General features: G+C 74.8%; 18 protein-coding genes. 8 read left to right on the forward strand and 10 right to left on the reverse strand.

Annotation, left to right across the window (positions count from 1 at the left end; translation table 11 throughout):
- Positions 1–126: 126 nt before the first annotated feature.
- From ACIA6B_RS22910 to ACIA6B_RS22925, 4 genes are all read right to left on the reverse strand, one after another.
- Positions 127–897: a hypothetical protein gene (locus tag ACIA6B_RS22910; protein WP_396776123.1), complete on the reverse strand. Its 771-nt coding sequence runs from the start codon at positions 895–897 to the stop codon at positions 127–129.
- 185 nt (positions 898–1082) lie between these two features.
- A complete protein-coding gene (locus ACIA6B_RS22915) occupies positions 1083–3149 on the reverse strand; it encodes a 3-hydroxyacyl-CoA dehydrogenase NAD-binding domain-containing protein (protein ID WP_396776125.1) in 2067 nt (688 codons plus the stop codon).
- Positions 3146–4342, reverse strand: coding sequence for a thiolase family protein (locus ACIA6B_RS22920; protein WP_396776127.1), 1197 nt, complete (start codon positions 4340–4342; stop codon positions 3146–3148). The genes ACIA6B_RS22915 and ACIA6B_RS22920 overlap by 4 nt, the downstream gene beginning before the upstream one ends.
- 106 nt (positions 4343–4448) lie before the next feature.
- Complete coding sequence (locus ACIA6B_RS22925) at positions 4449–5771, reverse strand: ribonuclease D (RefSeq protein WP_396776128.1); 1323 nt, start codon at positions 5769–5771, stop codon at positions 4449–4451.
- A 233-nt stretch (positions 5772–6004) separates the two neighbouring features.
- On the opposite strand from ACIA6B_RS22925, the gene ACIA6B_RS22930 reads away from it, so the two are divergent.
- Together ACIA6B_RS22930 and ACIA6B_RS22935 are read left to right on the forward strand one after the other, a co-directional pair.
- Positions 6005–7510, forward strand: coding sequence for a trypsin-like peptidase domain-containing protein (locus tag ACIA6B_RS22930; RefSeq protein ID WP_396776130.1), 1506 nt, complete (start codon positions 6005–6007; stop codon positions 7508–7510).
- A gap of 108 nt (positions 7511–7618) precedes the next feature.
- On the forward strand, positions 7619–8509 hold the full coding sequence (locus tag ACIA6B_RS22935) for a hypothetical protein (RefSeq protein ID WP_396776132.1): 891 nt from the start codon (positions 7619–7621) through the stop codon (positions 8507–8509).
- A gap of 226 nt (positions 8510–8735) precedes the next feature.
- Here the strand turns inward: ACIA6B_RS22935 and ACIA6B_RS22940 are convergent, their stop codons facing one another.
- Complete coding sequence (locus ACIA6B_RS22940) at positions 8736–9308, reverse strand: DUF3000 domain-containing protein (RefSeq protein ID WP_396776133.1); 573 nt, start codon at positions 9306–9308, stop codon at positions 8736–8738.
- Positions 9309–9481: 173 nt separating this feature from the next.
- Here ACIA6B_RS22940 and hemE point away from each other — a divergent pair, with 173 nt between their 5' ends.
- Genes hemE through hemQ form a run of 3 tightly spaced genes read left to right on the forward strand, consistent with a single transcriptional unit; the run spans position 9482 to position 12689 of the window.
- Positions 9482–10573, forward strand: coding sequence for a uroporphyrinogen decarboxylase (gene hemE / locus ACIA6B_RS22945; protein WP_396776135.1), 1092 nt, complete (start codon positions 9482–9484; stop codon positions 10571–10573).
- 8 nt (positions 10574–10581) lie between these two features.
- Positions 10582–11991, forward strand: coding sequence for a protoporphyrinogen oxidase (gene hemG, locus ACIA6B_RS22950; RefSeq protein WP_396776137.1), 1410 nt, complete (start codon positions 10582–10584; stop codon positions 11989–11991).
- Positions 11988–12689, forward strand: coding sequence for a hydrogen peroxide-dependent heme synthase (hemQ, locus tag ACIA6B_RS22955; RefSeq protein WP_107159247.1), 702 nt, complete (start codon positions 11988–11990; stop codon positions 12687–12689). Before hemG ends, hemQ begins: the two co-directional genes overlap by 4 nt.
- 94 nt (positions 12690–12783) lie before the next feature.
- Here the strand turns inward: hemQ and ACIA6B_RS22960 are convergent, their stop codons facing one another.
- From ACIA6B_RS22960 to ACIA6B_RS22970, 3 genes are all read right to left on the reverse strand, one after another.
- On the reverse strand, positions 12784–13899 hold the full coding sequence (locus ACIA6B_RS22960; protein ID WP_396776140.1) for a lytic polysaccharide monooxygenase: 1116 nt from the start codon (positions 13897–13899) through the stop codon (positions 12784–12786).
- A 111-nt stretch (positions 13900–14010) separates the two neighbouring features.
- The gene (locus ACIA6B_RS22965) at positions 14011–14451 is read right to left on the reverse strand and encodes a GNAT family N-acetyltransferase (protein WP_396776141.1); all 441 of its coding nucleotides are present in this window, start codon (positions 14449–14451) and stop codon (positions 14011–14013) included.
- A gap of 248 nt (positions 14452–14699) precedes the next feature.
- Positions 14700–14960, reverse strand: a complete 261-nt coding sequence (locus ACIA6B_RS22970; RefSeq protein ID WP_107159255.1) for a Prokaryotic metallothionein — start codon at positions 14958–14960, stop codon at positions 14700–14702.
- A 153-nt stretch (positions 14961–15113) separates the two neighbouring features.
- Here ACIA6B_RS22970 and ACIA6B_RS22975 point away from each other — a divergent pair, with 153 nt between their 5' ends.
- Positions 15114–15389: an isoamylase early set domain-containing protein gene (locus ACIA6B_RS22975; RefSeq protein ID WP_281935274.1), complete on the forward strand. Its 276-nt coding sequence runs from the start codon at positions 15114–15116 to the stop codon at positions 15387–15389.
- Positions 15390–15399: 10 nt separating this feature from the next.
- On the opposite strand, the gene msrB is transcribed toward ACIA6B_RS22975, so the two are convergent.
- Positions 15400–15810: a peptide-methionine (R)-S-oxide reductase MsrB gene (msrB, locus tag ACIA6B_RS22980; RefSeq protein WP_396776144.1), complete on the reverse strand. Its 411-nt coding sequence runs from the start codon at positions 15808–15810 to the stop codon at positions 15400–15402.
- A gap of 47 nt (positions 15811–15857) precedes the next feature.
- Here msrB and ligD point away from each other — a divergent pair, with 47 nt between their 5' ends.
- A complete protein-coding gene (gene ligD / locus ACIA6B_RS22985; RefSeq protein WP_396776146.1) occupies positions 15858–16889 on the forward strand; it encodes a non-homologous end-joining DNA ligase in 1032 nt (343 codons plus the stop codon).
- Positions 16890–16910: 21 nt separating this feature from the next.
- Here the strand turns inward: ligD and ACIA6B_RS22990 are convergent, their stop codons facing one another.
- Positions 16911–17744: a hypothetical protein gene (locus tag ACIA6B_RS22990; protein ID WP_396776148.1), complete on the reverse strand. Its 834-nt coding sequence runs from the start codon at positions 17742–17744 to the stop codon at positions 16911–16913.
- 228 nt (positions 17745–17972) lie between these two features.
- Here ACIA6B_RS22990 and ACIA6B_RS22995 point away from each other — a divergent pair, with 228 nt between their 5' ends.
- Positions 17973–21158, forward strand: a complete 3186-nt coding sequence (locus tag ACIA6B_RS22995; RefSeq protein ID WP_396776150.1) for an FtsX-like permease family protein — start codon at positions 17973–17975, stop codon at positions 21156–21158.
- Positions 21159–21165 lie beyond the last annotated feature (7 nt).

Raw genomic sequence — 21165 nt, forward strand, 5'->3', positions numbered from 1 at the left:
CCCCGCCCCGCGGGGCGGGCCGCCCCGCCCCCGCCGGGGGGGCGCGGCGGCCCCGCCCCCCCCCCCCCCCCCCCCCGCCCCCCCCCCCCCCCCCCCCCCCCCCCCCCCCCCCCGCTCCGAGCGGGATCAGTCCTGCTTCTCGATCTCACCGCGCATGTTGACGAACTCCGACTGGAGCTCGGACACGGACTTGAAGTAGACGACCACCATGCCGAGGCTGCCCTTGTCGGACCAGATGCAGACACCGACCGGGATGTCCTGGGCCTTGCCGTCGCCGCACTTGGCGTCGCCGCCGAGCGGGCCGGCGTCGACCGTCTTGAACTCCTTGGTGCCGAGGTCCGGGGTGACCGCGGCGATGGCGTCCGCCATCTCCTTCTTCGGGTCGGCGATGACGCCGGAGACGGCGACGATCATGACCAGGTCCTTCTTGGCCGGGTCGCCGTAGAACGCGCCCGCCGTGCTGGTCGCGTTCGGCACGTCCTTGCCGAGCTCGGACTTCATCTGGAGCGCGGTCGACTGGAGCTGCGGCTCGGTCGCCTTCGGCCGGCCGCCCAGCGTCGTCGGCTCGACGACCCGGGTCTTGGTGGCGGTGACGACGTCCTTGACGTCGTCACCGGCGGCGAGCCAGAAGGCGACGCCGCCGCCGACGCAGAGCACCAGCACCACGGCCAGGACGATCAGCAGGATCTTGCCGACCCCGAACTTCTTCTTCGGCGGGACCGGGGCGCCGAACTGGTCGCCGCCGTACTGCGGCTGCTGCGGGTAGTCACCGCCGTACTGCTGCTGCGGCGCCGGCTGGTGCTCACCGCCGTACTGCTGGGGCGGCTGGTAGCCACCCGGCTGTGCGGAGGGGGAGGGATTGTGGCCGGGGTAGGGATTGGACGGCGGCTGGGACATGAAGGCAGCTCCTGTGAAGATTCTGGACGCGTGATGGTAGCCAGAGCCGCCGACACCCCGCCGTCCGCCCAGGGGCGGTGTGATCAAACCGGAACCGTCCCGTGACCGGCCCCGGAACGCCGATCGCGGTGCCCGCACCGTCCGGAACGGACGGTGCGGGCACCGCGATCGATGCGTGGTCCGGGTCAGCGCAGGCTGGCCACACCGCGCGGCAGGAACCGTCGGCCGGTCACCCGCTCGGAGGTGCCGGTCCGGTCCAGGTACGGCGTGACGCCGCCCAGGTGGAACGGCCAGCCGGCGCCGAGGATCATGCACAGGTCGATGTCCTGCGCCTCGGCGACGACGCCCTCGTCGAGCATCAGCCCGATCTCCTGGGCCAGCGCGTCGAGCGCGTTCTGCCGCACCTGCTCGGCGGTGAGCGGCTGGTCGCCGACCACGAGCAGCTTGGCGACCTCCTCGTTGACCTGGTCATCGACCACGATCGGCTGGCCGGAGTCGGCGATCCGCTTCAGGTTCTCGCTGACCGTGAACCGCTCCGGGAACGCCTCGTGCAGGGTGCCACCCACGTGGTACGCCACCGCCGGGCCGACGAGCTGGAGCAGCGCGAGCGGGCGCATCGGCAGGCCCAGCGGGTCCAGCGCGCTGTCCGCGACGTCCAGCGGGGTGCCGGCGTCGACGGCGGCGAAGACGGTGCCGAGGAAGCGGGTCAGCAGCCGGTTCACCACGAACGCCGGGGCGTCCTTGACCAGCACCGACGACTTCTTGAGCTGCTTGCCGACCGCGAACGCGGTGGCCAGCGTGGCGTCGTCGGTGCGCTCGCCCCGGACGATCTCCAGCAGCGGCAGCACCGCCACCGGGTTGAAGAAGTGGAAGCCGACGACCCGCTCCGGGTGCTCCAGGTCGGCCGCCATCTCGGTGATCGACAGGGAGCTGGTGTTCGTGGCGAGCACCGCCTCCGGCGCGACGATCTTCTCCAGCTCGGCCCAGACCTGCTTCTTGACGCCCAGGTCCTCGAACACGGCCTCGATCACGAAGTCGGCGTCCGCGAACACCGACTTGTCGACCGAGCCGGACACCAGGCCGTACAGCTTGGCGGCGGTGCCCTTGTCCATCCGGCCCTTGCTCACGGCCTTCTCGATCTGGGTGTGCACGTAGGCGACGCCCTGGTCCACCCGGGCCTGATCAAGGTCGGTCAGCACCACCGGCACCTGGAGCCGGCGGGCGAACAGCAGCGCGAGCTGGCTGGCCATCAGGCCGGCGCCGACGATGCCCACCTTGGTCACCGGCCGGGCCAGGCCCTTGTCCGGCGCGCCGGCCGGGCGCTTGGCCCGCCGCTGCACCAGGTCGAACGCGTACAGGCCGCTGCGCAGCTCCTCGGAGAAGACCAGGTCGGCGAGCGCCTCGTCCTCCGCCGCGGTGCCGGCGGCGAAGTCCGCGTCCTTCGCGGTCTCCAGCAGGTCCAACGCCTTGTACGCGGCCGGGACCGCGCCATGCAGCCGCTGGTCGAGGGTCTGCCGGGCGAAGTAGAGCACGCCCGCCCACATGTCCTTGTCGACCTCGGGGCGGGTCACGGTGACCTCGCCCCGGACCACGCCGGCGGCCCATTCGAGCGACCGCTCCAGGAAGTCGGCCGGCTCCAGCAGCACGTCCGCGATGCCCATCTCGGCCGCCTGCTTCGGCTTGAGCATCCGGTTCTGCATCAGCGGGTTCTGGAGGATCACCTGGGTGGCGGCCGGGATGCCGATCAGGTTCGGCAGGAGCTGGGTGCCGCCCCAGCCGGGCACCAGGCCGAGCGAGACCTCGGGCAGCGCCAGCGCCGCCGCGCCGGCCGACAGCGTCCGGTAGTGGCAGTGCAGCGCCAGCTCCAGGCCGCCGCCCATGGCCGCGCCGTTGACGAACGCGAACGTCGGGACGTCGCTGTCCTTGAGCCGGGCGAAGACCCGGTGGCCGAGCCGGCCGACCTCCAGCGCCTGCTCGCGGTTCTCCAGCTGGGGCAGGCTGGTGATGTCCGCGCCCACGCAGAAGATGTACGGCTTGCCGGTGACCGCGACGAACGCCGGGTTCGCCGCCAGGGCGGCGGTGATCGCCTCGTCCAGGCTGGTCAGGCCGCCCGGACCGAAGCTGTTCGGCTTGGTGTGGTCGAAGCCGTTGTCCAGGGTGATCAGGGCGGCCGGGCGGTCCAGCCCCGGTACGGCCACCTGACGCAGCAGCGCCCTGGTGACGACCTCGTTCGGTGCCGCGAGCGCGCTCACTTGTCCTCACCCTTCCAGTTCGGGTTCTCCCAGATGACCGTGCCGCCCATGCCGATGCCGATGCACATGGCGGTGAGGCCGTAGCGGACCTCGGGGTGCTCGGCGAACTGCCGGGCGAGCTGGGTCATCAGCCGCACGCCGGAGGACGCGAGCGGGTGCCCGATGGCGATCGCGCCGCCCCAGGCGTTGACCCGGGGGTCGTCGTCGGCGATGCCGAAGTGGTCGAGGAACGCGAGCACCTGCACCGCGAACGCCTCGTTCAGCTCGAACAGACCGATGTCGTCGATGCTCAGGCCGGCGATGCGCAGCGCCTTCTCGGTGGAGGGGATCGGGCCGACGCCCATCACCTCGGGCTCGACGCCCACGAAGCCGTACGACACCAGCCGCATGCCGACCGGCAGGCCCAGCTCGCGGGCGGTCTCCTCGGCGACCAGCAGCGCGGCGGTGGCGCCGTCGTTCAGGCCGGCGGCGTTGCCCGCGGTGACCTTGCCGTGCGGGCGGAACGGGGTCTTCAGGCCGGCCAGCTTCGCAAGCGAGGTGTCCCGCGGCGCCTCGTCCACGGTCGCCAGGCCCCAGCCACCGTCGGCGTCCCGGATGGCCACCGGCACCAGGTCGCCCTGGAGCTTGCCGTTGGCGTACGCCTTGGCGGTCTTCTGCTGCGAGGCGAGCGCGAACGCGTCGGTGCGCTCCTTGGTGATGTGCGGGACCCGGTCGTGCAGGTTCTCCGCGGTGGCGCCCATCACCAGGGCGGACGGGTCGACCAGCTTCTCCGCGACGATCCGCGGGTTGGGGTCGACGCCCTCGCCCATCGGGTGGCGGCCCATGTGCTCCACACCGCCGGCGATGGCCACGTCGTACGCGCCCACGGCGATGCCGCTCGCCACGGTGGTGACGGCGGTCATCGCGCCCGCGCACATCCGGTCGATGGCGAAGCCGGGCACGGTCTTGGGCAGGCCGGACAGCAGGGCGGCGGTGCGGCCGATGGTCAGGCCCTGGTCGCCGATCTGGGTGGTGGCGGCGATCGCCACCTCCTCCACCTTCTCCGGCGGCAGCTGCGGGTTGCGGCGCATCAGCTCGCGGATGCAGCGGATCACCAGGTCGTCGGCGCGGGTGTTGGCGTACATCCCACCCGCCTTGCCGAACGGCGTTCGGACGCCGTCGACGAAGACGACATCTCGGACTTCACGGGGCACTTGGAGCCTCCCTCGGCACTGGCCATTTCTCCGGATGCTACTCGCCAGTAACCAGCGGCGTCACCACCCCCCGTGTGGCCCACCTCACAACCCGCGTCGGGCCGGCTCAGGCCGCCGGGATGCGCAACGCCTCGGTGAGCGCCGGCAGGAGCAGGCCGAGCTGCCACTCGCGGGCACCCAGCGTGCGCAGCGTCTCCGCCACCGTCTCGTCGGTGATGTCCTCCGGCGGCTGCCAGGCCAACCGGCGGACCGAGTCCGGCGCGATGAGGTTCTCCGCCGGCAGCCGGTGCGCCGACGCGGTGCCGACCACCACCTCCCGGCAGCGGGCCAGCCGGCCCGCCGCGACCGGGTCGCGCTCCGCCCACCGGTGCGGCGGCGGCGGGCCCTCGACCGTCGGACTCACCGGCAACGCGTCGTCCGGCAGTTGGCGTGCGTCGTCCAACGCCGCCAACCAGGTACGCGCCAGCCGGCGCACCGAACGGCCACCGAACCCGGGCAGGGTCAGCAGCGTCTTCTCGTCCTTCGGGTCCAGCTCGGCCGCCGCCACGATGGCCGAGTCGGGCAGCACCCGCCCCGGCGCGGCGTCCCGACGGGCGGCGATCTGGTCCCGCGCGTACCAGAGGGAACGCACCCGGGCCTGGGCACGGGCGCCACGGACCCGGTGGATGCCGGACGTGCGCCGCCACGGCTCGGCGCGGACCCGGGGCGGGCGCGCGCCGCCCCGCACCAGCGCGGCGAACTCCTCCGCCGCCCAGCCGGACTTGCCCTGCCTGTCGAGTTCGGCGTCGAGCGCGTCGCGCAGGTCGACAAGCAACTCCACGTCCAGCGCCGCGTACGTCAGCCAGGACTCCGGCAGCGGCCGGCTGGACCAGTCGGCGGCGGAGTGGTGCTTCTCCAGGCTGAAGCCGAGCAGCTGTTCGGTCAGCGCGGCCAGGCCGACCCGCTCGAAACCGGCCAGCCGGGCGGCCAGTTCGGTGTCGAACAGCCGGCGCGGGCGCAGCCCCAACTCGGCCAGGCAGGCGAGATCCTGGCTGGCGGCGTGCAGCACCCACTCCGCCTCGGCGATCGCCGCGTCGAGCGCGGACAGGTCGGGCAGCGGCAGCGGGTCGATCAACGTGGTGCCGGCGCCGGCCCGGCGTAGCTGCACCAGGTAGGCGCGCTGGCTGTAGCGGTAGCCGGAGGCGCGTTCGGCGTCCAGGGCCACCGGGCCGGTGCCGGCCGCGAAGCGGGCCACGACCGCGTCCAGCTCACTGGGGGTGGCCACCGGCGCGGGGGTCCCGTCGCGCGGGGCGGTCAGCGGGACGGCTGCGCTCGCGTCGGTCTCGGTCCCCGCGCCCGCCGGCTCCGGCACGGCCGTCGACGGATGCGGAGACACCTCTCCCGTACGGCTTTCGGCGGCCCGACGGCGCAGGGGTGGTTCGTCGGTCACCTGACAACCCTAGTAGGCCGGACGATCCGGTGCGCGCAGCCGGTCCGTTGCGTGTCGACGAGATGTCCGCCGGGTGTCCGGAACGCGCCGGGTTGCGCGGGGGTGAGAGGGTCGGACATCGGGGAAGACAAACCCCGTTCCCGCCGGTACGGTCCATCGAGCCGTGGGCGGCGCGGGGGCGGCCGGGTAACGGTCGGCGCGCCGGCGGAGCCGGCGGGGGAGGACAGGCGATCATGGCAGGCGGGTACGAGACCGGCGACGGCGTGCCGGGGCAGGGCGGCGACGGAACGGCCGGCCGGCCGGGGCCACTGCCGCCACGCATCGATCCGCCCGGCCGGGCGGCCCCGTTCCCCGGTACGCCCACCGATCCCGATTTCTCCCGGGGCGTCGCCGCACCGGAACCGGCCCGGGGCACGGCCGCGCCCGGAGCGGCCTGGGGTGCCGCCGCGTCCGGTTCGACCTGGGACGCCGCCGCGCCCGATCCGGGTCGGGGCGTTGCCACGCCGGGTGCGGCCTGGGGCAGCGGGGCGGGCCACGCGGGCCACCCGCCGTTCGGCGGGGCACCTGCGGCGTCGCCCGTGCCGACCCAGCCGAATGCCGGTTCGGCCTGGTCGGGCCAGCCGTCGGCGGGGTCGGCCTACCCGTCCCGACCGGCCCCGGCCGCGCCGTCGACCGGTCAGCCGCCGTCCGGTCCGGGCCAACCGTTATCCGGTCCGGCGTATCCGGGTCGACCGGCATCGAGCCCGGGCCAGTCGCCGTCCGGTCCGGGATATCCGGGTCAGCCGACGTCCGGTCCGGCGTTTCCCGGTCAGTCGCCGTCCGGTCCGGCCTGGCCGGGTCAGTCGGGCTCCGGGTCGGCCTGGCCGGGGCAGCCCACCCCGGGGTCGGCGTACCCGGCCGGCGTATCCGGTCAGACCGGGTTCGGCGGGTCGCCGCTCGCGGGTGGCCCCGACCCGTCCCGCCGTCGGGGCCGGCTGCCGGTGGTGGCGCTCGTGCTGGCCGGTGTGCTGGCCGTGGTCACCGGCGTGCAGGCGTACCAGATCCACCGGCTCGACGACCGGCTCGCCGCCGCCGACCGGCGGACGGCCGAGGCCCAGGGCGCGGACGCCCGCCGGCTCGACGGGCTGGAGCAGCGCGCCGGCAGCCTGGAGAAGCAGGCCGGCGCCGCGTTCAATCCCGAAGCGGTGGCGAGCGCGGTGCTGCCCAGCGTGTTCCGGGTCCGGGCCGGCCAGTTCACCGGTACGGCGTTCGCGGTCGGCAAGGCGCCGGCCGGCGGTGGCACCACGCTGCTCACCAACTTCCACGTGGTGGAGTCGGTCTTCGCCGCCGGCGAGCGCAAGGTGTTCCTGGAGCGCACCGACCAGCGGTTCGAGGCGACAATCATCGACACCGACAAGGAGAAGGACCTGGCGCGGTTGCGCACCACCGCGACGTTCGGCGGCCTGGTCGCGGCCCGGACGCCGGTGAAGTCCGGCCAGCAGATCGTGGTGGTCGGTGCCCCGCTCGGCCTTCAGGACAGCGTCACCACCGGGGTGGTGAGCGCGTTCCGCAAGGACGAGGGAGGCTCCGGCCCGGTGATCCAGTTCGATGCGCCGATCAATCCCGGCAACTCCGGCGGCCCGGTGATCAACGGGTCGAAGGAGGTCGTCGGCATCGCCACGGCCAAGGCCCGTGACGCCGAGGGCATCGGGCTGGCGGTGCCCATCAAGACCGCCTGCGACCGCTTCAAACTCTGCTGATTCGCGGCTCAGCGCGGCGCGTGCCGTGCGGGTGTGGCCCCGACCACGCCCCCTCGACCCCGGCCCACCGGGCCACCCCGCGGGGACCAGCACAACTGGAGGAACGACATGTCCCAGCCACCCACCGGAGCGGAGGGGCACCCGCCCCAGCCGCCGGGCGGCACGGTCTACGGCAACCCGTACGGGAGCCAGCCCTCGCCCCCGCCGTACGGCCCGGCGCGCCCCGACCCCACCCGGCCCCAGCCGCCCGTGTCCGGCCCGGGCGACTACGGGTCCGGCCCGGGCGCGTACGGCTCCGGCGCGTACGGCGCGGGCGGTCCCGCCCCGGGCGGGCCCGGTCCGGGTGCCTACACGCCGGGCGCGGCCCCCGTCCCGGCGCAGCCGATGTCCGCGCCGCCGGTCTCCGGCGCCGGCTACCCCCCGCAGCCGATGTCGGCGCCGCCGGTCTCCGGGCCCGGGTTCGGCCCGCAGCCGATGTCCGGGCCGCCGGTCTCCGGGCCCGGGTTCGGCCCCCAGCCGATGTCCGGGCCGCCCGGCGCCGCGCCCCCGTACGGCCCGGCCGGTTACGGCACGCCGACGGGTACGCCGGCCGGCGGTGGCCGGGGCCGGGCCACGCTGATCCTCGCCCTCGTCGCCGGGCTGCTCCTCGTCCTCGGCGGCGTGATGACCGGTCTCTACGTCACCACCAACGGCAAGCTGACCAGCGCCGAGCGGCAGGTCAGTCAGCGTGACGGCACCATCTCGGCGAATCAGCGGGAGATCGAGAAGCTCAAGGGTGAGGTCAAGGCGGTTCAGGAGCGACTGGCCGACACCGAGCAGGACCTGACCGGCACCAAGAACGACCGGGACGAGCAGGCCCGGCAGAAGAAGGTCATCGCGAACTGCCTGAACAAGCTGACCACCGCCATCACCGCGGCGTCCCGTGGCGACAAGGCGGGCTTCGAGGCGGCCAACAAGGGGCTCGACAAGATCTGCGACGAGGCCGAGAACTACCTCTGAGCCCACCCACCTGATCGATCATGAAGTTGGGGGGGGGGGGGGGGGGGGGGGGGGGGGGGGGGGGGCCCCCCGGGGCCGCGGGCGGGGGGGGGGGGGGGGGGGGGCGCGACCACCCCCCCCCCCCCCCCCCCCCCCGCCCCCCCCCCCCGCCCCCCCCCCCGCCCCCCCCCCCCCCCCCCCCCCCCCCCACAAAAACACCATCGACAGGGCTGGTCGAAGACCCGGGTCAGGCGGCGCCGGCGGAACGGCGGGTGGGCAGCGCGGTTACCCCCGGCGGGGGCAGCCCGGCCGTCGAGGCCAGCAACGTGCACCAGCCGAGCAGGTGCGGCCCCAGATCGGCGCGGAGCGGCGTCCAGGAGGCGCGGATCTCGATGTCGCCGGCGGCGGGCGGCCCGGCCAGCTCCCCGAACCGGGTGGAGAGCGTCTGGGTGACCGTGCCGCCGATCGCCCGGTGCCCGGCGCCCTGCGCGTCCAGCGCGTCGGTCAGCCAGGTCCAGCCCACCCCGGGCAGCAGCGGGTCGCTGGCCAGGTCGACCTCCAGCTCGGCGGTGACGTATGTGACCAGGCGCAGCGTGCCCTGCCAGGCCTCGTGCCCGGCCGGGTCGTGCAGCAGGATCAGCCGGCCGCTGGCGATCTCGTCGTCGTCGCGCATGACCGCCGCGGAGAGGGCGAACGCGTACGGGGCCAGCCGCTGCGGAGCGCCGACCTCCTCCAGCAGGATCTCCGGCCGGGGTGTGGCCGACCGCAGTCCCGCGACCGCGCGGGCGAACGTTTCCGGGAGCGCGATCGGGGGGGCCATGCCGGCAGCCTATGCCGCCTCCACCGCGCGGTGGGTGACGCCGCGCCGGGCGCGTCGCGGTGTTGGAGGGGGCCCGCCTCTACCTGAGGCGTCAACCGGGGGCCCTTCCTTCTGCGTCACATATGCGGGCGGCGGGCGCGGGGGTCGGTGCGGGGCGTGGCACGATTGCGGCGATGACCACCGACACCACGGGCACTGCCGCCCGAGACGGAGAACCCCGCCGCGGCGGGCCGGCCGACTCACCGTTCGTGCGCGCCTGTCGGCGCGAGCCGGTCCCGCACACCCCGGTCTGGTTCATGCGCCAGGCCGGCCGGTCCCTGCCGGAGTACCGCGAGATCCGGGCCAGCGTGCCGATGCTGGAGTCGTGCCGCCGCCCCGAGCTGGTCACCGAGATCACCCTCCAGCCGGTCCGCCGGCACGGGGTGGACGCGGCGATCCTGTTCAGCGACATCGTGGTGCCGGTGGCGGCGGCCGGGATCGACCTGGACATCGTGCCCGGAACCGGGCCGGTGGTGGCCGAACCGGTGCGCACCGCCGCCGACGTGGAGCGGATCAATCCGATCGGCCGCGACGAGGTGTCCTACGTGGACGAGGCGGTCCGGTTGCTCGTCGCCGAGCTGGGCGACACCCCGCTGATCGGCTTCGCCGGCGCGCCGTTCACGCTGGCCAGCTACCTCATCGAGGGCGGGCCGTCGCGGACCCACGCGAAGACCAAGGCGCTGATGTACGGCGACCCCGACCTGTGGCACACGCTCTGCGCCCGGCTGGCCGACGTGACGCTGTCGTTCCTGCGGGTGCAGATCGAGGCGGGCGTCTCCGCGGTGCAGCTCTTCGACTCCTGGGCCGGCGCGCTCTCCGAGGCCGACTACCGCCGCTTCGTGCTGCCCCACTCGGCGTACGTGCTGGGCGGTCTGGAAAACGCCGGCGTGCCGCGCATCCACTTCGGGGTGGGCACCGGCGAACTGCTCGCCGCGATGGGCGAGGCCGGCGCCGACGTGGTCGGCGTCGACTGGCGTACGCCGCTCGACGTCGCCACCGGCCGGATCGGGCCGGACAAGGCGGTGCAGGGCAACCTCGACCCGACCGTGCTGCTCGCCGGATGGCCGGTGGTCGAGGCCGAGGTGCGGCGCATCGTCGAGCAGGGTCGTGCCGCGCCCGGCCACGTGTTCAACCTCGGCCACGGCGTCCTGCCGGAGACCGACCCCGACGTGCTGACCCGGGTGGTCGCGCTGGTGCACGAGCTGTCCGCGCGACCGGCCCGCTAGGGGAAGCCGTGGCGCGGCCGTGGCGGGTGGCGATCGTCGGTGGCGGGATCACCGGGCTGGCCGCCGCCGTCCGGTTGCGCGACCGCGCTCCCGCCGGCACCGAGATCACCGTGTACGAGCAGTCCGGCCGCCTCGGCGGCAAGCTGCGCACCGGGGAGCTGGCCGGTGGGCCGGTCGAGTTCGGGGCCGAGTCGTTCCTGATGCGCGACCCGGCCGGCGGGGAGTCGGCCGCGGTGACCCTCGCGCGCCGCCTCGACCTGGCCGCGCAGCTCGTGCACCCGACCGTCGGGCAGGCCGCCCTGCTCGTCGACGGCGGGCTGCGCCCGGTGCCGGGCGGCACGCTCGTCGGCGTACCCGGGGATCTGGCGAAGGTGGCGGCGGTGGCCCGGCCGGCGGCGGACGGCGACCGGGACGCGGGCCGCCCGCTGCTGGCCCCCGGCGAGGACCTCGCGGTCGGGCGGCTGGTCCGGGAGCGGCTCGGCGACGCCGTGGTGGACCGGCTGGTCGACCCGATGCTCGGCGGCGTGTACGCCGGCCGCGCCGACGACCTCTCCCTGGTCACCACCATGCCGGCGCTGGCCCGCGCGGCCCGTCGGGAGCACACGCTCGTCGGTGCGGTACGCGCCGCGCAGGCCGCCGCGCCGCGCGCCCCCGGCGCCCCGGTCTTCGGCACCATCGCCGGCGGGCTGAGCACGCTGGTCGACGCGGCGGCGCGGGCCAGCGGGGCGACGATCCGCCGGGACGCGGCGGTGCGGGAACTGCGCCGCACCCCGGACGGCTGGCGACTCACCGTCGGCCCGACCCGCGAAGCCGAACATGTCGAGGTCGACGCGGTGGTGCTGGCGGTGCCGGCCCGGCCGGCGGCCCGGCTGCTGGCCGGCGAGGCGCCCGAGGTGGCGGCGACCGTCGGCGCGCTCGACTACGCCAGCGTCGCGCTTGTCACGCTCGCGCTACCCGCGCCGGAGCTGCCGGAGCTGTCCGGGTTCCTGGTGCCGGCCGGCGAGGGCCTGCTGATCAAGGCGGCCACGTTCTTCACCACCAAGTGGGGGCACCTGCGCCGGTCCGACGGGTTGGCGCTGGTGCGCGCCTCGGTCGGCCGCTACGGCGACGAGACCTCGCTCCAGCTCACCGACGACGACCTGGCCGCCACCGTACGCCGGGAGCTGTCGGCGGCGCTGGGCACGGCGCTGCCCGAGCCGGTGGCCCGGCACGTGCAGCGGTGGGGCGGCGCGCTGCCGCAGTACCCGCCCGGGCACACCGCCCGGGTGGCCGGGGCACGGACGGCGTTGCGCGCCGCGCACCCGACGCTGACGCTGGCCGGGGCCGGCTACGACGGGGTCGGCATTCCGGTCTGCGTCCGCTCCGGCGAGACGGCGGCCGAAGAGATCATCACAGCACTGGGAGGATCGGCGACATGACCGAGCAGACCAACGCGGCCCGGCTGCGGGAGCTGAACGAGACCATCCGCTACACCATGTGGTCGGTGTACCGGGCGTCGAGCCCGCTGCCGTCGCTGCGGGAGAACGTCGTCGACGAGGTCGAGTCGCTCTTCACGGAACTGGCCGGCAAGGACGTCACGGTCCGGGGCACGTACGACGTGGCCGGGCTGCGCGCCGACGCCGACCTGATGATCTGGTGGCACTCGTCGTCGAGCGACGCGCTCCAGGACGCGTACCTGCGGTTCCGTCGCACCACGCTGGGCCGGGCGCTCACCCCGGTCTGGTCGCAGATGGCGCTGCACCGGCCGGCGGAGTTCAACCGCAGCCACATCCCGGCGTTCCTGGCCGACGAGCAGCCGCGCGCCTACCTCTGCGTCTACCCGTTCGTCCGCTCGTACGAGTGGTACCTGCTGCCCGAGGGGGAGCGGCGGGAGTTGCTGGCCGAGCACGGGAAGATGGCCCGCGGCTACCCGGACGTGCGGGCCAACACGGTCGCCTCGTTCGCGCTCGGCGACTACGAGTGGATGCTGGCGTTCGAGGCCGACGAGCTGCACCGCATCGTCGACCTGATGCGCGACCTGCGGGCGTCCCGGGCCCGGCGGCACGTCCGCGAGGAGATCCCGTTCTACACCGGCCGCCGCCGCCCCATCGCCGACATCGTCACCTGCCTGGTGTGAGAGGAGGGCTCCCTTTTGACGCCTGTGGTAGAGACGGGGCCCCCTCTCACACCGGAGTGTGAGAAGGGGCCCCTCCTTGCCTACGGGCTGACGGTCAGGCGACCGTCGTGCAGGAGACGATCCCGGGCACCGGGTTGGTCCCGCTCGACGAGCCGGTGAAGCCGAACGAGGTGCTGGCCCCCGGGGCGAGCGCGCCGTTGTAGGCCGCGTTGCGTGCGGTGACAAGTGTTCCGCTCGTGGTGACCGTGGCGTTCCACGCCGAGGTGACCTGCTGGCCGTTCTGGTAGTTCCAGCTCACCGACCAGCCGCGGATCGCACCGCCGCCGTTGGTGACCTTCACCTCGGCCTGGAAGCCGCCGCCCCACTGACCGGTGATCTGGTAGGTCGCGGTGCAGGCCCCGGCCGGGTTGGGCGTCGTCGGCCCGCCGGTGGGGGTGGCGGTCGGCGACGTGGTCGGGCTGGCCGTCGGCGACGCGGTCGGCGAGGTGGTGGGGGACGCGGTCGGCGACGGGCCGCTGCCGCCGAAGTCGACGTCGCTGCACAGGTAGTAGGACTGGTCCAGGTGGCTGGCCTGCCAGATGGTGTAGACGATGTGCCGGCCGGTCCGGCCCGGCGCGTTCGCCGGCACCTGGATCGACACGCCCGACGTCTCGGGCGTCCACTGGCTGGCCGGGGTGTTGCCGATCTGGCCGACCTGCTCCAGGTCGCTCCAGCGCAGCGGCGTGGTCAGCGCGTTGAAGCCCTGCTTGGTCACGTACACCCGGATGTAGTCGGCGCCGTGGCTGGCCTGATCGTACAGCTTGATCCGGAAGTTGTTGGAGATCGGCGTGGTCTTCCAGGCGCCGACCGTGTCGAGCGAGTTGTAGCGGCCGTTGGAGGTGTGCCCGCCGCTGCACAGCTGGCCGTCCGGGATGGCGCCCTGGTGGTTGCCGGCGACGCCCTCGCGGAACAGGCCGTTCCAGTTCCACATGGCGGCCGGGTCGGACTGCCAGGCCTGCCAGCACATCGGGTCCTGGGTGGCCATCGCCGGGTTCTGGAAGTCGCTGCCCCAGCGCTGCCAGCAGCCGTAGTTGCGGGAGGCCGGGTCGACCACCGACCCGTGCGCCGAGGCCGGGCCGGAGAACGCGGTGGTGAGCAGCGCCGCGACGACCGCGCAGACGCCGAGGATCGCCGCGCCGAGCGGTATGCGGCGACGGTACGGAGTGGACATGGGAAGCCTCCGGGGTGGGGTGTCGGTGCACGACGCCCGGACTGTCGGGAGTTGCCCTCTCCCGCGTGGCGGCTCGATCCGCACGCTGCCACAGAAAACGACATGCGTCAATTAGTTGGGATTCCGACGCATCGGGGTGTGCGGGATGCCGTCCTCGACGTAGCCGGGCCCACTCACCGTGAAGCCGTGGCCGGCGTAGAGACCCACCAGGTGCGTCTGCGCCTCCAGCACGCACGGCCGGTCACCCACCACGGCCAGCGCCTCGGTCAGCAGCGCGCCGGCCAGACCCGCGCCCCGGGCCGCCGGCGCCACCACCACCCGGCCGATCCGCGCCACGCCGTCGGGGTCGGCCAGGATCCGCAGGTACGCCGCGACGGCGCCGTCGCGGGCCAGCCAGAGATGGCGCGTGCCGGGCTCGACGTCCCGACCGTCCAGCTCCGGGTACGCGCAGGACTGCTCCACCACGAACACGTCGATGCGCAGCCGGAGCAGGTCGTGGAACGTGCGGGTGTCCAGCTCGGCGAAGCCGGCCTGGTGGAACTCGACGGACATGCCGCCAGGTTAGGCCGCGGGCCGCGGGTGATCCACGCCGGTCCGACCCGCCGGCCGGACGGTCAGCGCGCCGCCGCCCGCAGGCCGGCGCCGGTGGCGACGGCGGCCCGGTCGAACCAGGCCGCGGTGGCGGCGGTCGAGCGGGTCCACACCGCCACGCACTGGGTCACCCGCCCCGGTGCAGACAGCCGTAGCGGTGCGGGAAACGGGTGCCGTCGGGCAGCGTCATTCCGGGTTGGGTCGTCCGGTCAGGCGGGGCGGGCGCCGACCGCGTCGCGAATCTCGGCGCCCTGGTCGCCCTCGACCGCCCGGGCGCAGTGGGCGCAGCAGAAGAAGCGGCCGGAGACCTCGACGCCGTGTCCGACGATCTTGATCTGACAGTGTTCGCAGATCGGCGCCATCTTGTGCACCGCGCACTCGAAGCAGTCGAACGTGTGCCGGGCCCCGTCGACCGTGCGCACCTCGAACGCCATCCAGTAGTCGTTGCCGCAGACCTCACAGGCAGCCATACGAAACCCCCCGAAAACGGACTTGTGGTCCCAGGGTCGGCCAACGGACGCGCCGACGTGGCCGGAACGGCGAACCCGGGGTGACCCCGACGGCGTGTCGCTGCCGGCGTGTCGCGCGTTGACCCGGGTGGACGGCGAGAATCAGGAGGAACCGTGATCAAGCGCAACAAGCTCTTCGGCAACCAGACCCGGGTGACGTTCTCCCTGCCCCGCGACGCGCCGGCCGGCACGGTGAGCGTGGTCGGCTGCTTCAACGGATGGGAGCCGGGCCGGCACGAGCTGGTGCCACGCCGGGACGGCACCCGGACCGTGACCGTACGGCTCGGCCCGGGTGAGTACCGCTTCCGTTACCTCGCCACCGGCGGCGTGTGGCTGGACGACGACAGCGCCGACCGGGTCGACGAGGCCGGCAGCCTGCTGCGCCTGTAGGGCCGCGCGGTCAGCCGCCGCTCGGCTCCAGCCGTACCGAGATCGAGTTGACGCAGTGCCGGGTGTCCTTCGGGGTGAAGCCCTCGCCCTCGAAGACGTGCCCCAGGTGGCTGTCGCAGCGCGCGCAACGGATCTCCACCCGCCGCATGCCGAGCGTGTTGTCCGGGATCTCCTTGACCGCGCCGGGAATGGCGTCGTCGAAGCTGGGCCAGCCGCAGTGCGAATCGAACTTGTCGTCGCTGCGGAACAACTCGGCCCCGCAGGCCCGGCAGTGGTAGACGCCGGGGGTCTTGGTGTCGACGTACTCACCGGTCCAGGGCGCCTCGGTGCCGGCCTCGCGGAGCACCCGGAACTCCGCCGGGCTCAACCGGACCCGCCACTCGTCCTCGGTGCGGGGCAGTTCACTGTCGGAAAGACTCACCGCTCCACGGTACGTCGGCTGTCGGTGGCATCGCATATGGTCGCCTGATGGCGGGCAGCAGAAGCGCGGTCGAGGAGATCGAGGTCGCCGGTCGGGCCGTGCGGCTGAGCAGCCCGGGTCGGGTGATCTTTCCGCAGCGCGGCTTCACCAAGGCGGACGTCTTCCACTACTACCTGGCGGTGGGCGAGGGCATCACCCGGGCCCTGCGGGACCGGCCCACCACCCTGCAACGCTTCCCCGAGGGCATCGAGGGGGAGATGTTCTTCCAGAAACGGGTGCCCGCCCGTGGCGTGCCCCCGTGGATCCGCACCGCGGAGATCAGCTTCCCCAGCGGCCGGACGGCCCAGGAGCTGTGCCCGGCCGACCTGGCGCACGTGGCCTGGGCGGCGCAGATGGGCACCGTGGTGTTCCATCCCTGGCCGGTGCGCGCCGCCGACACCGACCGTCCGGACGAGCTGCGCATCGACCTCGACCCGCAGCCCGGCACCGACTTCACCGACGCGGCGACCGCCGCCGGTGAGCTGCGCGGGCTGCTGGACGAGCTGGGCGTGCCGGGCTGGCCGAAGACCTCCGGCGGCCGGGGCGTGCACGTCTACCTGCGCATCCAGCCGCGCTGGACGTTCGTCGAGGTGCGCCGGGCCACCATCGCGCTGGCCCGGGAGCTGGAACGGCGCCGGCCCGAGTTGGTCACCACCGCCTGGTGGAAGGAGGAGCGGGGCCGCCGGGTCTTCGTCGACTTCAACCAGATGGCGCGGGACCGCACCATCGCGTGCGCGTACTCACTGCGGGCCAACGGGCGGGCCACCGTCTCCACCCCGGTCGACTGGGACGAACTGCCCGAGGTCGACCCGGACGACTTCCACCTGGGCACGGTGCCGGCCCGGTTCGCCGAGCGGGGTGACCCGCACGCCGGCATCGACGACGCCCCGTGGGACATCACGCCGCTGCTGGAGTGGGCCGAGCGGGACGCCGCCGACGGTCTCGGTGACCTGCCGTACCCGCCGGAATACCCGAAGATGCCCGGCGAGCCGAAGCGGGTCCAGCCCTCCAAGGACCGCGACCGCCCGAAACCGTCCTGACCAGCCGTCCCTGCCCCGCATTCAGAGGAGCGCCCGGACGGACCTCCGGCTATGGTGCGGGCGGCGGTAGAGATCCATGGCGGTGTAGATCCGGATACGCCAGCCGTGCTCGGCCAGCCAGTTCAGCCGGGAGCGGTCGTGGTGCAGGCGGTCGGGGTCGAGGTGGGAGCGGCCGTCGTACTCCACGCCGACGCGCTGCCGGCGGTAACCCAGGTCGAGCCGGTACACCGGCACGCCCTCCTCGTCCGGCACCCAGAGCTGCGGCTCCGGCGCGGGTAATCCGGCGTCGATCAGCAGCAGGCGTAGCTGGCTCTCCTGCCGGCACTCCGCACGCGGGTCGGCCAGCTCGGCCAGCCGGCGAGCCTGGCGTACACCGCGCAGCCCGGCGTGCCGGGTCACCTCCGCCAACAGGTCCGCCCGGCGGCACGCGCCCACCCGTAGACACAGGTCCAGCACCGGTAGCGCGTCCGGCCGACGGAGCACCCGGGCCAGGTCGACGGCGCAGCGGGCGGCCGGCGCGCACGGCACCCCGGCGACCTCCACCACGTCCCTGACCGGCAGGACTGTCTGATGAACGGCCACGCCCCGGATGCTCGGCACCGGGCCTCCGGCCGGAACGACCACGTGCACCCTGTCGCCGGACACGGCACCGAAGCGGTGCAGCCGGGCACCGGTGTGGAACCCCGCCACGGCGTCGGGCGGCAACCGGCGGAAGAGCGCCCGTAGCCGGCCCGTCTCGTCGTCCGCACGTCCGTAGACACCTCTCGACAGCCGGCCCAGACGCCCCGCCTCCACGCGGTGTCGCACCGCCCCGCGGCTCACCCCGCCGGCCCGCAACTCCTCGTACCGCCACACCCCGCCACCCTCCCGCGCCTCCCGTCCCCCCGTCCGCCCCTGTGGACAACCCCGCGGGGCGGGCGGGGCGGGCGGGCGGGGGGCGGCGGCGGGTGGGGGCGGGTGGGGGCGGCGGGTGGGGGCGGGTGGGGGCGGTGGGGTAACGATCATGTAACGGGCGCGAACCTTTTCGTGGGGGTGGCGGGTCTTCCTGGTCATCGGCTCACCCGGGCCAGGGAAGGACGTCGGATGAAGCTGGTGTGGAGGCGGGCGGTCGAGGCCCGTGGGCTGCTGCTCGCCGCCGCGATCGCGGCGCTCGTTGCGGTCGGGCTGGTCACCGGGCTCTCCGACTACAACCGGCGGGCGGTCGAGGCGGGTGCCCGGGCGGTGCTCGACGCCGCCCCGCCCGAGGAGCGCAGCCTGCTGGTCAGTGGCTCCGGCGGCGCCGACGCGGCGGCGTTCGCGGAGCGGGACCGCGCGGTCCGGGCGCAGTTCGCCGGCCGGTTGGGCGGGGTGCCGGTCGCCGTGGCCGCCGCCCGCTACGGCACCGGGCGGGAGTTGACCGGCGACGTGGGCGCCGCCCGCACCGACGACGACCCGATGTTCGCCAACCTCGCCACCCTTGCCGACCTGCCGGCGCGCGCCGAGCTGACCGCCGGGACGTGGCCCACGCCGGGCGCCGCTCCGTTGCAGGTGACCGTGCCGGAGAAGGTGGCCGCGCGGCTCGGCCTGGTGGTCGGGGAGCGGGTGCCGCTGTTCGACCGGGCGGCGGAACGGCCCGGCGCGGTGACCGTCGTCGGCACGTGGCGACCCCGCGACCCGGCCGACGCGTACTGGCGGCTCGCCCCGGGCGTCGGCGACAGCCAGGGCGACGCGGCGAGCACCTCGTACGGGCCGTTCGCGCTGGATCCGGCGGACTTCGCGCGTACCTTCCCGGGCTCGGTCTCGGCGGCCTGGCTGGCCGTCCCGGACCTGACCGGCGTCGAGCCGGGCCGGCTACCCGCCGTCACCGCCGCGCTGGCCGACGTCACCGAGCGGCTGCCCACGGACACCGGCCTGGGTTCCTCCGCGCAGCAGGTGAGCCACCTGGACCGGCTGGTGGACCGGCTCGGCCGGGCCGACCTGGTGGGCCGGTCCGCCCTGCTCACCCCGCTGCTGCTGATCGTGGTGCTCGGTGGGTACGCGCTGGTGCTTGTCGCCGCGCTGCTCAACGAGGACAGGCGGGCCCAGACCGCGCTGCTGCGGGCCCGGGGCGCCGCACGTGGCCAGCTCGCCGGGCTCGCCGTACGCGAGGCGACGCTCGTGGTGGCGCCGGCCGTGCTGCTGGCCCCGGTGCTGACCGGGCAGGCGGTCCGGCACCTCGGCGCGGACCTGGGGCTGGCCGACGGCGGCGCGGCCCGGGTCTGGCTGGTGGCGCTCGCCGCCGCGGTCGGTTGCCTGCTCGCCATGGTGGTGCCGGCCCTGCGCCGGGCCGGCACCTACGTCGCCGACATGGCCGCCCGCTCCCGACCGAGTCGGGGCGCGGCCGTGCAACGCGCCAGCGTCGACCTGGCCCTGGTGGCGCTGGCCGTGCTCGCCTGGACCCAGCTACGGCAGTACTCGTCGCCGCTGGCCGGCGCGAACGGCAGCCTCGGCATCGACCCGCTGCTCGCCGCCGCGCCCACCATCGGTGTGCTGGCCGGCGCCGTGATCGCGCTGCGGCTGCTGCCGCCGGCCACCCGCCTCGCCGAACGGCTCGTCGACCGGCGACCGTGGAACGCGACCATGTTCGGCATGTGGCAGGCGGGCCGCCGCCCGCACGCCGGGCCGGTGCTGCTGCTCGCGCTCGCCGTCGGCGGCAGCACGCTGGCCTGGTCGCTGGTGGCGTCCTGGGAGCGGTCGCAGCGGGACCAGGCCTGGCACACGGTCGGCACCGACCTGCGGTTGACCGAACGTGACGGCACCGCCCCCGACGGCCGGGCCGCCGCGCTGGCCGCCGCCCCCGGGCTGGACCGGGTGCTGCCGGCCTGGCGGGACGACATCCGGGTGGGTCGGGACGCCCGCCCGGCCACCGCGGTCGCGTTGGACGCCGCCGCCGCGCGCGGGATGCTCCGGCTCGACGACGCCGACGGCGCGGCGTCCACCGCCGCGCTGCTGGATCGGTTGGCGGGCGGCCGGGGCGCGCCCGCCGGAACCCTTCTGCCGGCGGCGGCGCGCACGCTGTCCGGGACCGTCAGCACCCCGGTGGACACCAGGTACACGCCGCCCACGGTGGCCGTGACCGCGCTGTTCACCACCAACGCCGGTGCCGCCTGGCGGCTGCGGCTGGCCGAGGCCGACGGCGACGGCCGGCCGGTGCGCTTCTCCGTCGCGCTGCCCGACACCGGTGGCGTCCCGCTGCGGCTGGCCGGCTTCGAGGCCGACGGCGGCGACGTGGTCGGCCGCTCGTACCGGCTGCTGGTGGCGGGACTGCGGCTCACCGACGCCGAGGGCGTCGCGTTGCCGCTGCCCCTCGCCGGCGCCTGGCGGGTGGTCGATCCGGCGGCCGGGCCGCAGGGCGGCGCGCAGACCACCCCGACCACCGTGGACGCCACCCGGAGCTTCCGGGTGCCCGACGGGCTCCTCCAGTACGCGGGCACGCCGCCGTCCCGCTTCGCGGTGGTGCCCGGATCCGACGCCCCGCCGGTGCCGGTGCTGGTCACCCCGGGCGTGGCGGCGGCGCTGAGCGTCCGCACCGGTGACTCGCTCAAACTGTCGCTGGCCGAGGTGACGCTTGACGTCATCGTGGTCGGTCAGGTCGCCGCGGTCCCCGGCACCGAGGGCGACGGGGTGCTCCTCGACCTGCCCGCCGCCGCCGGCCAGATGCTCCAGCAGCGCGGCGGCGTACGGTCGGTAGCCGAGTGGTGGCTGCGGACCGGGCCGGGCGGGCACAGCGCCGCCGCGCGGGCGCTCACCGGAGCCGACGGCACCGTCCTGCACGACCGGCGACAGGTGGCCGAGGAGGCCGCCCGGGACCCGTACTGGCGGGGGGCCCGCACCGGGCTGCTCGCCGCCGCGCTCGGGTCGGTGCTGCTGGCCCTGGTCGGCCTGGCCGTGGACGGGTGGGCCACCACCCGACGCCGGCTCACCGAGTTCGCCGTGTTCACCACGCTCGGCGCGACCAGCCGGTTGCTGGCCCGCGCGTACCTGGCCGAGCAGACGTTCCTGGCCGCGATCGGGGTCGGCGTCGGGTTGCTGGTCGGAGCCGTGGTGGCGGCGACCATGGTGCCGCTGGTGATCCTCACCCCGGCGGCCGGCCGGCCGGTGCCCGAGGCGGTCTTCACGGTGCCCTGGCCGCCGGTCGGGCTGACCGCCGTCGGGCTGCTGCTCGCCGCGCTCGCGTTCGCCGCCGTCGTCACCACCGGCATCCGCCAGCGGATCGCCGCCGTGCAGCTTCGGATCGGGGGGGAGCAATGAGCGCGAG

It is taken from the genome of Micromonospora sp. NPDC051141, assembly GCF_044455765.1.
GTDB lineage: Bacteria > Actinomycetota > Actinomycetes > Mycobacteriales > Micromonosporaceae > Micromonospora.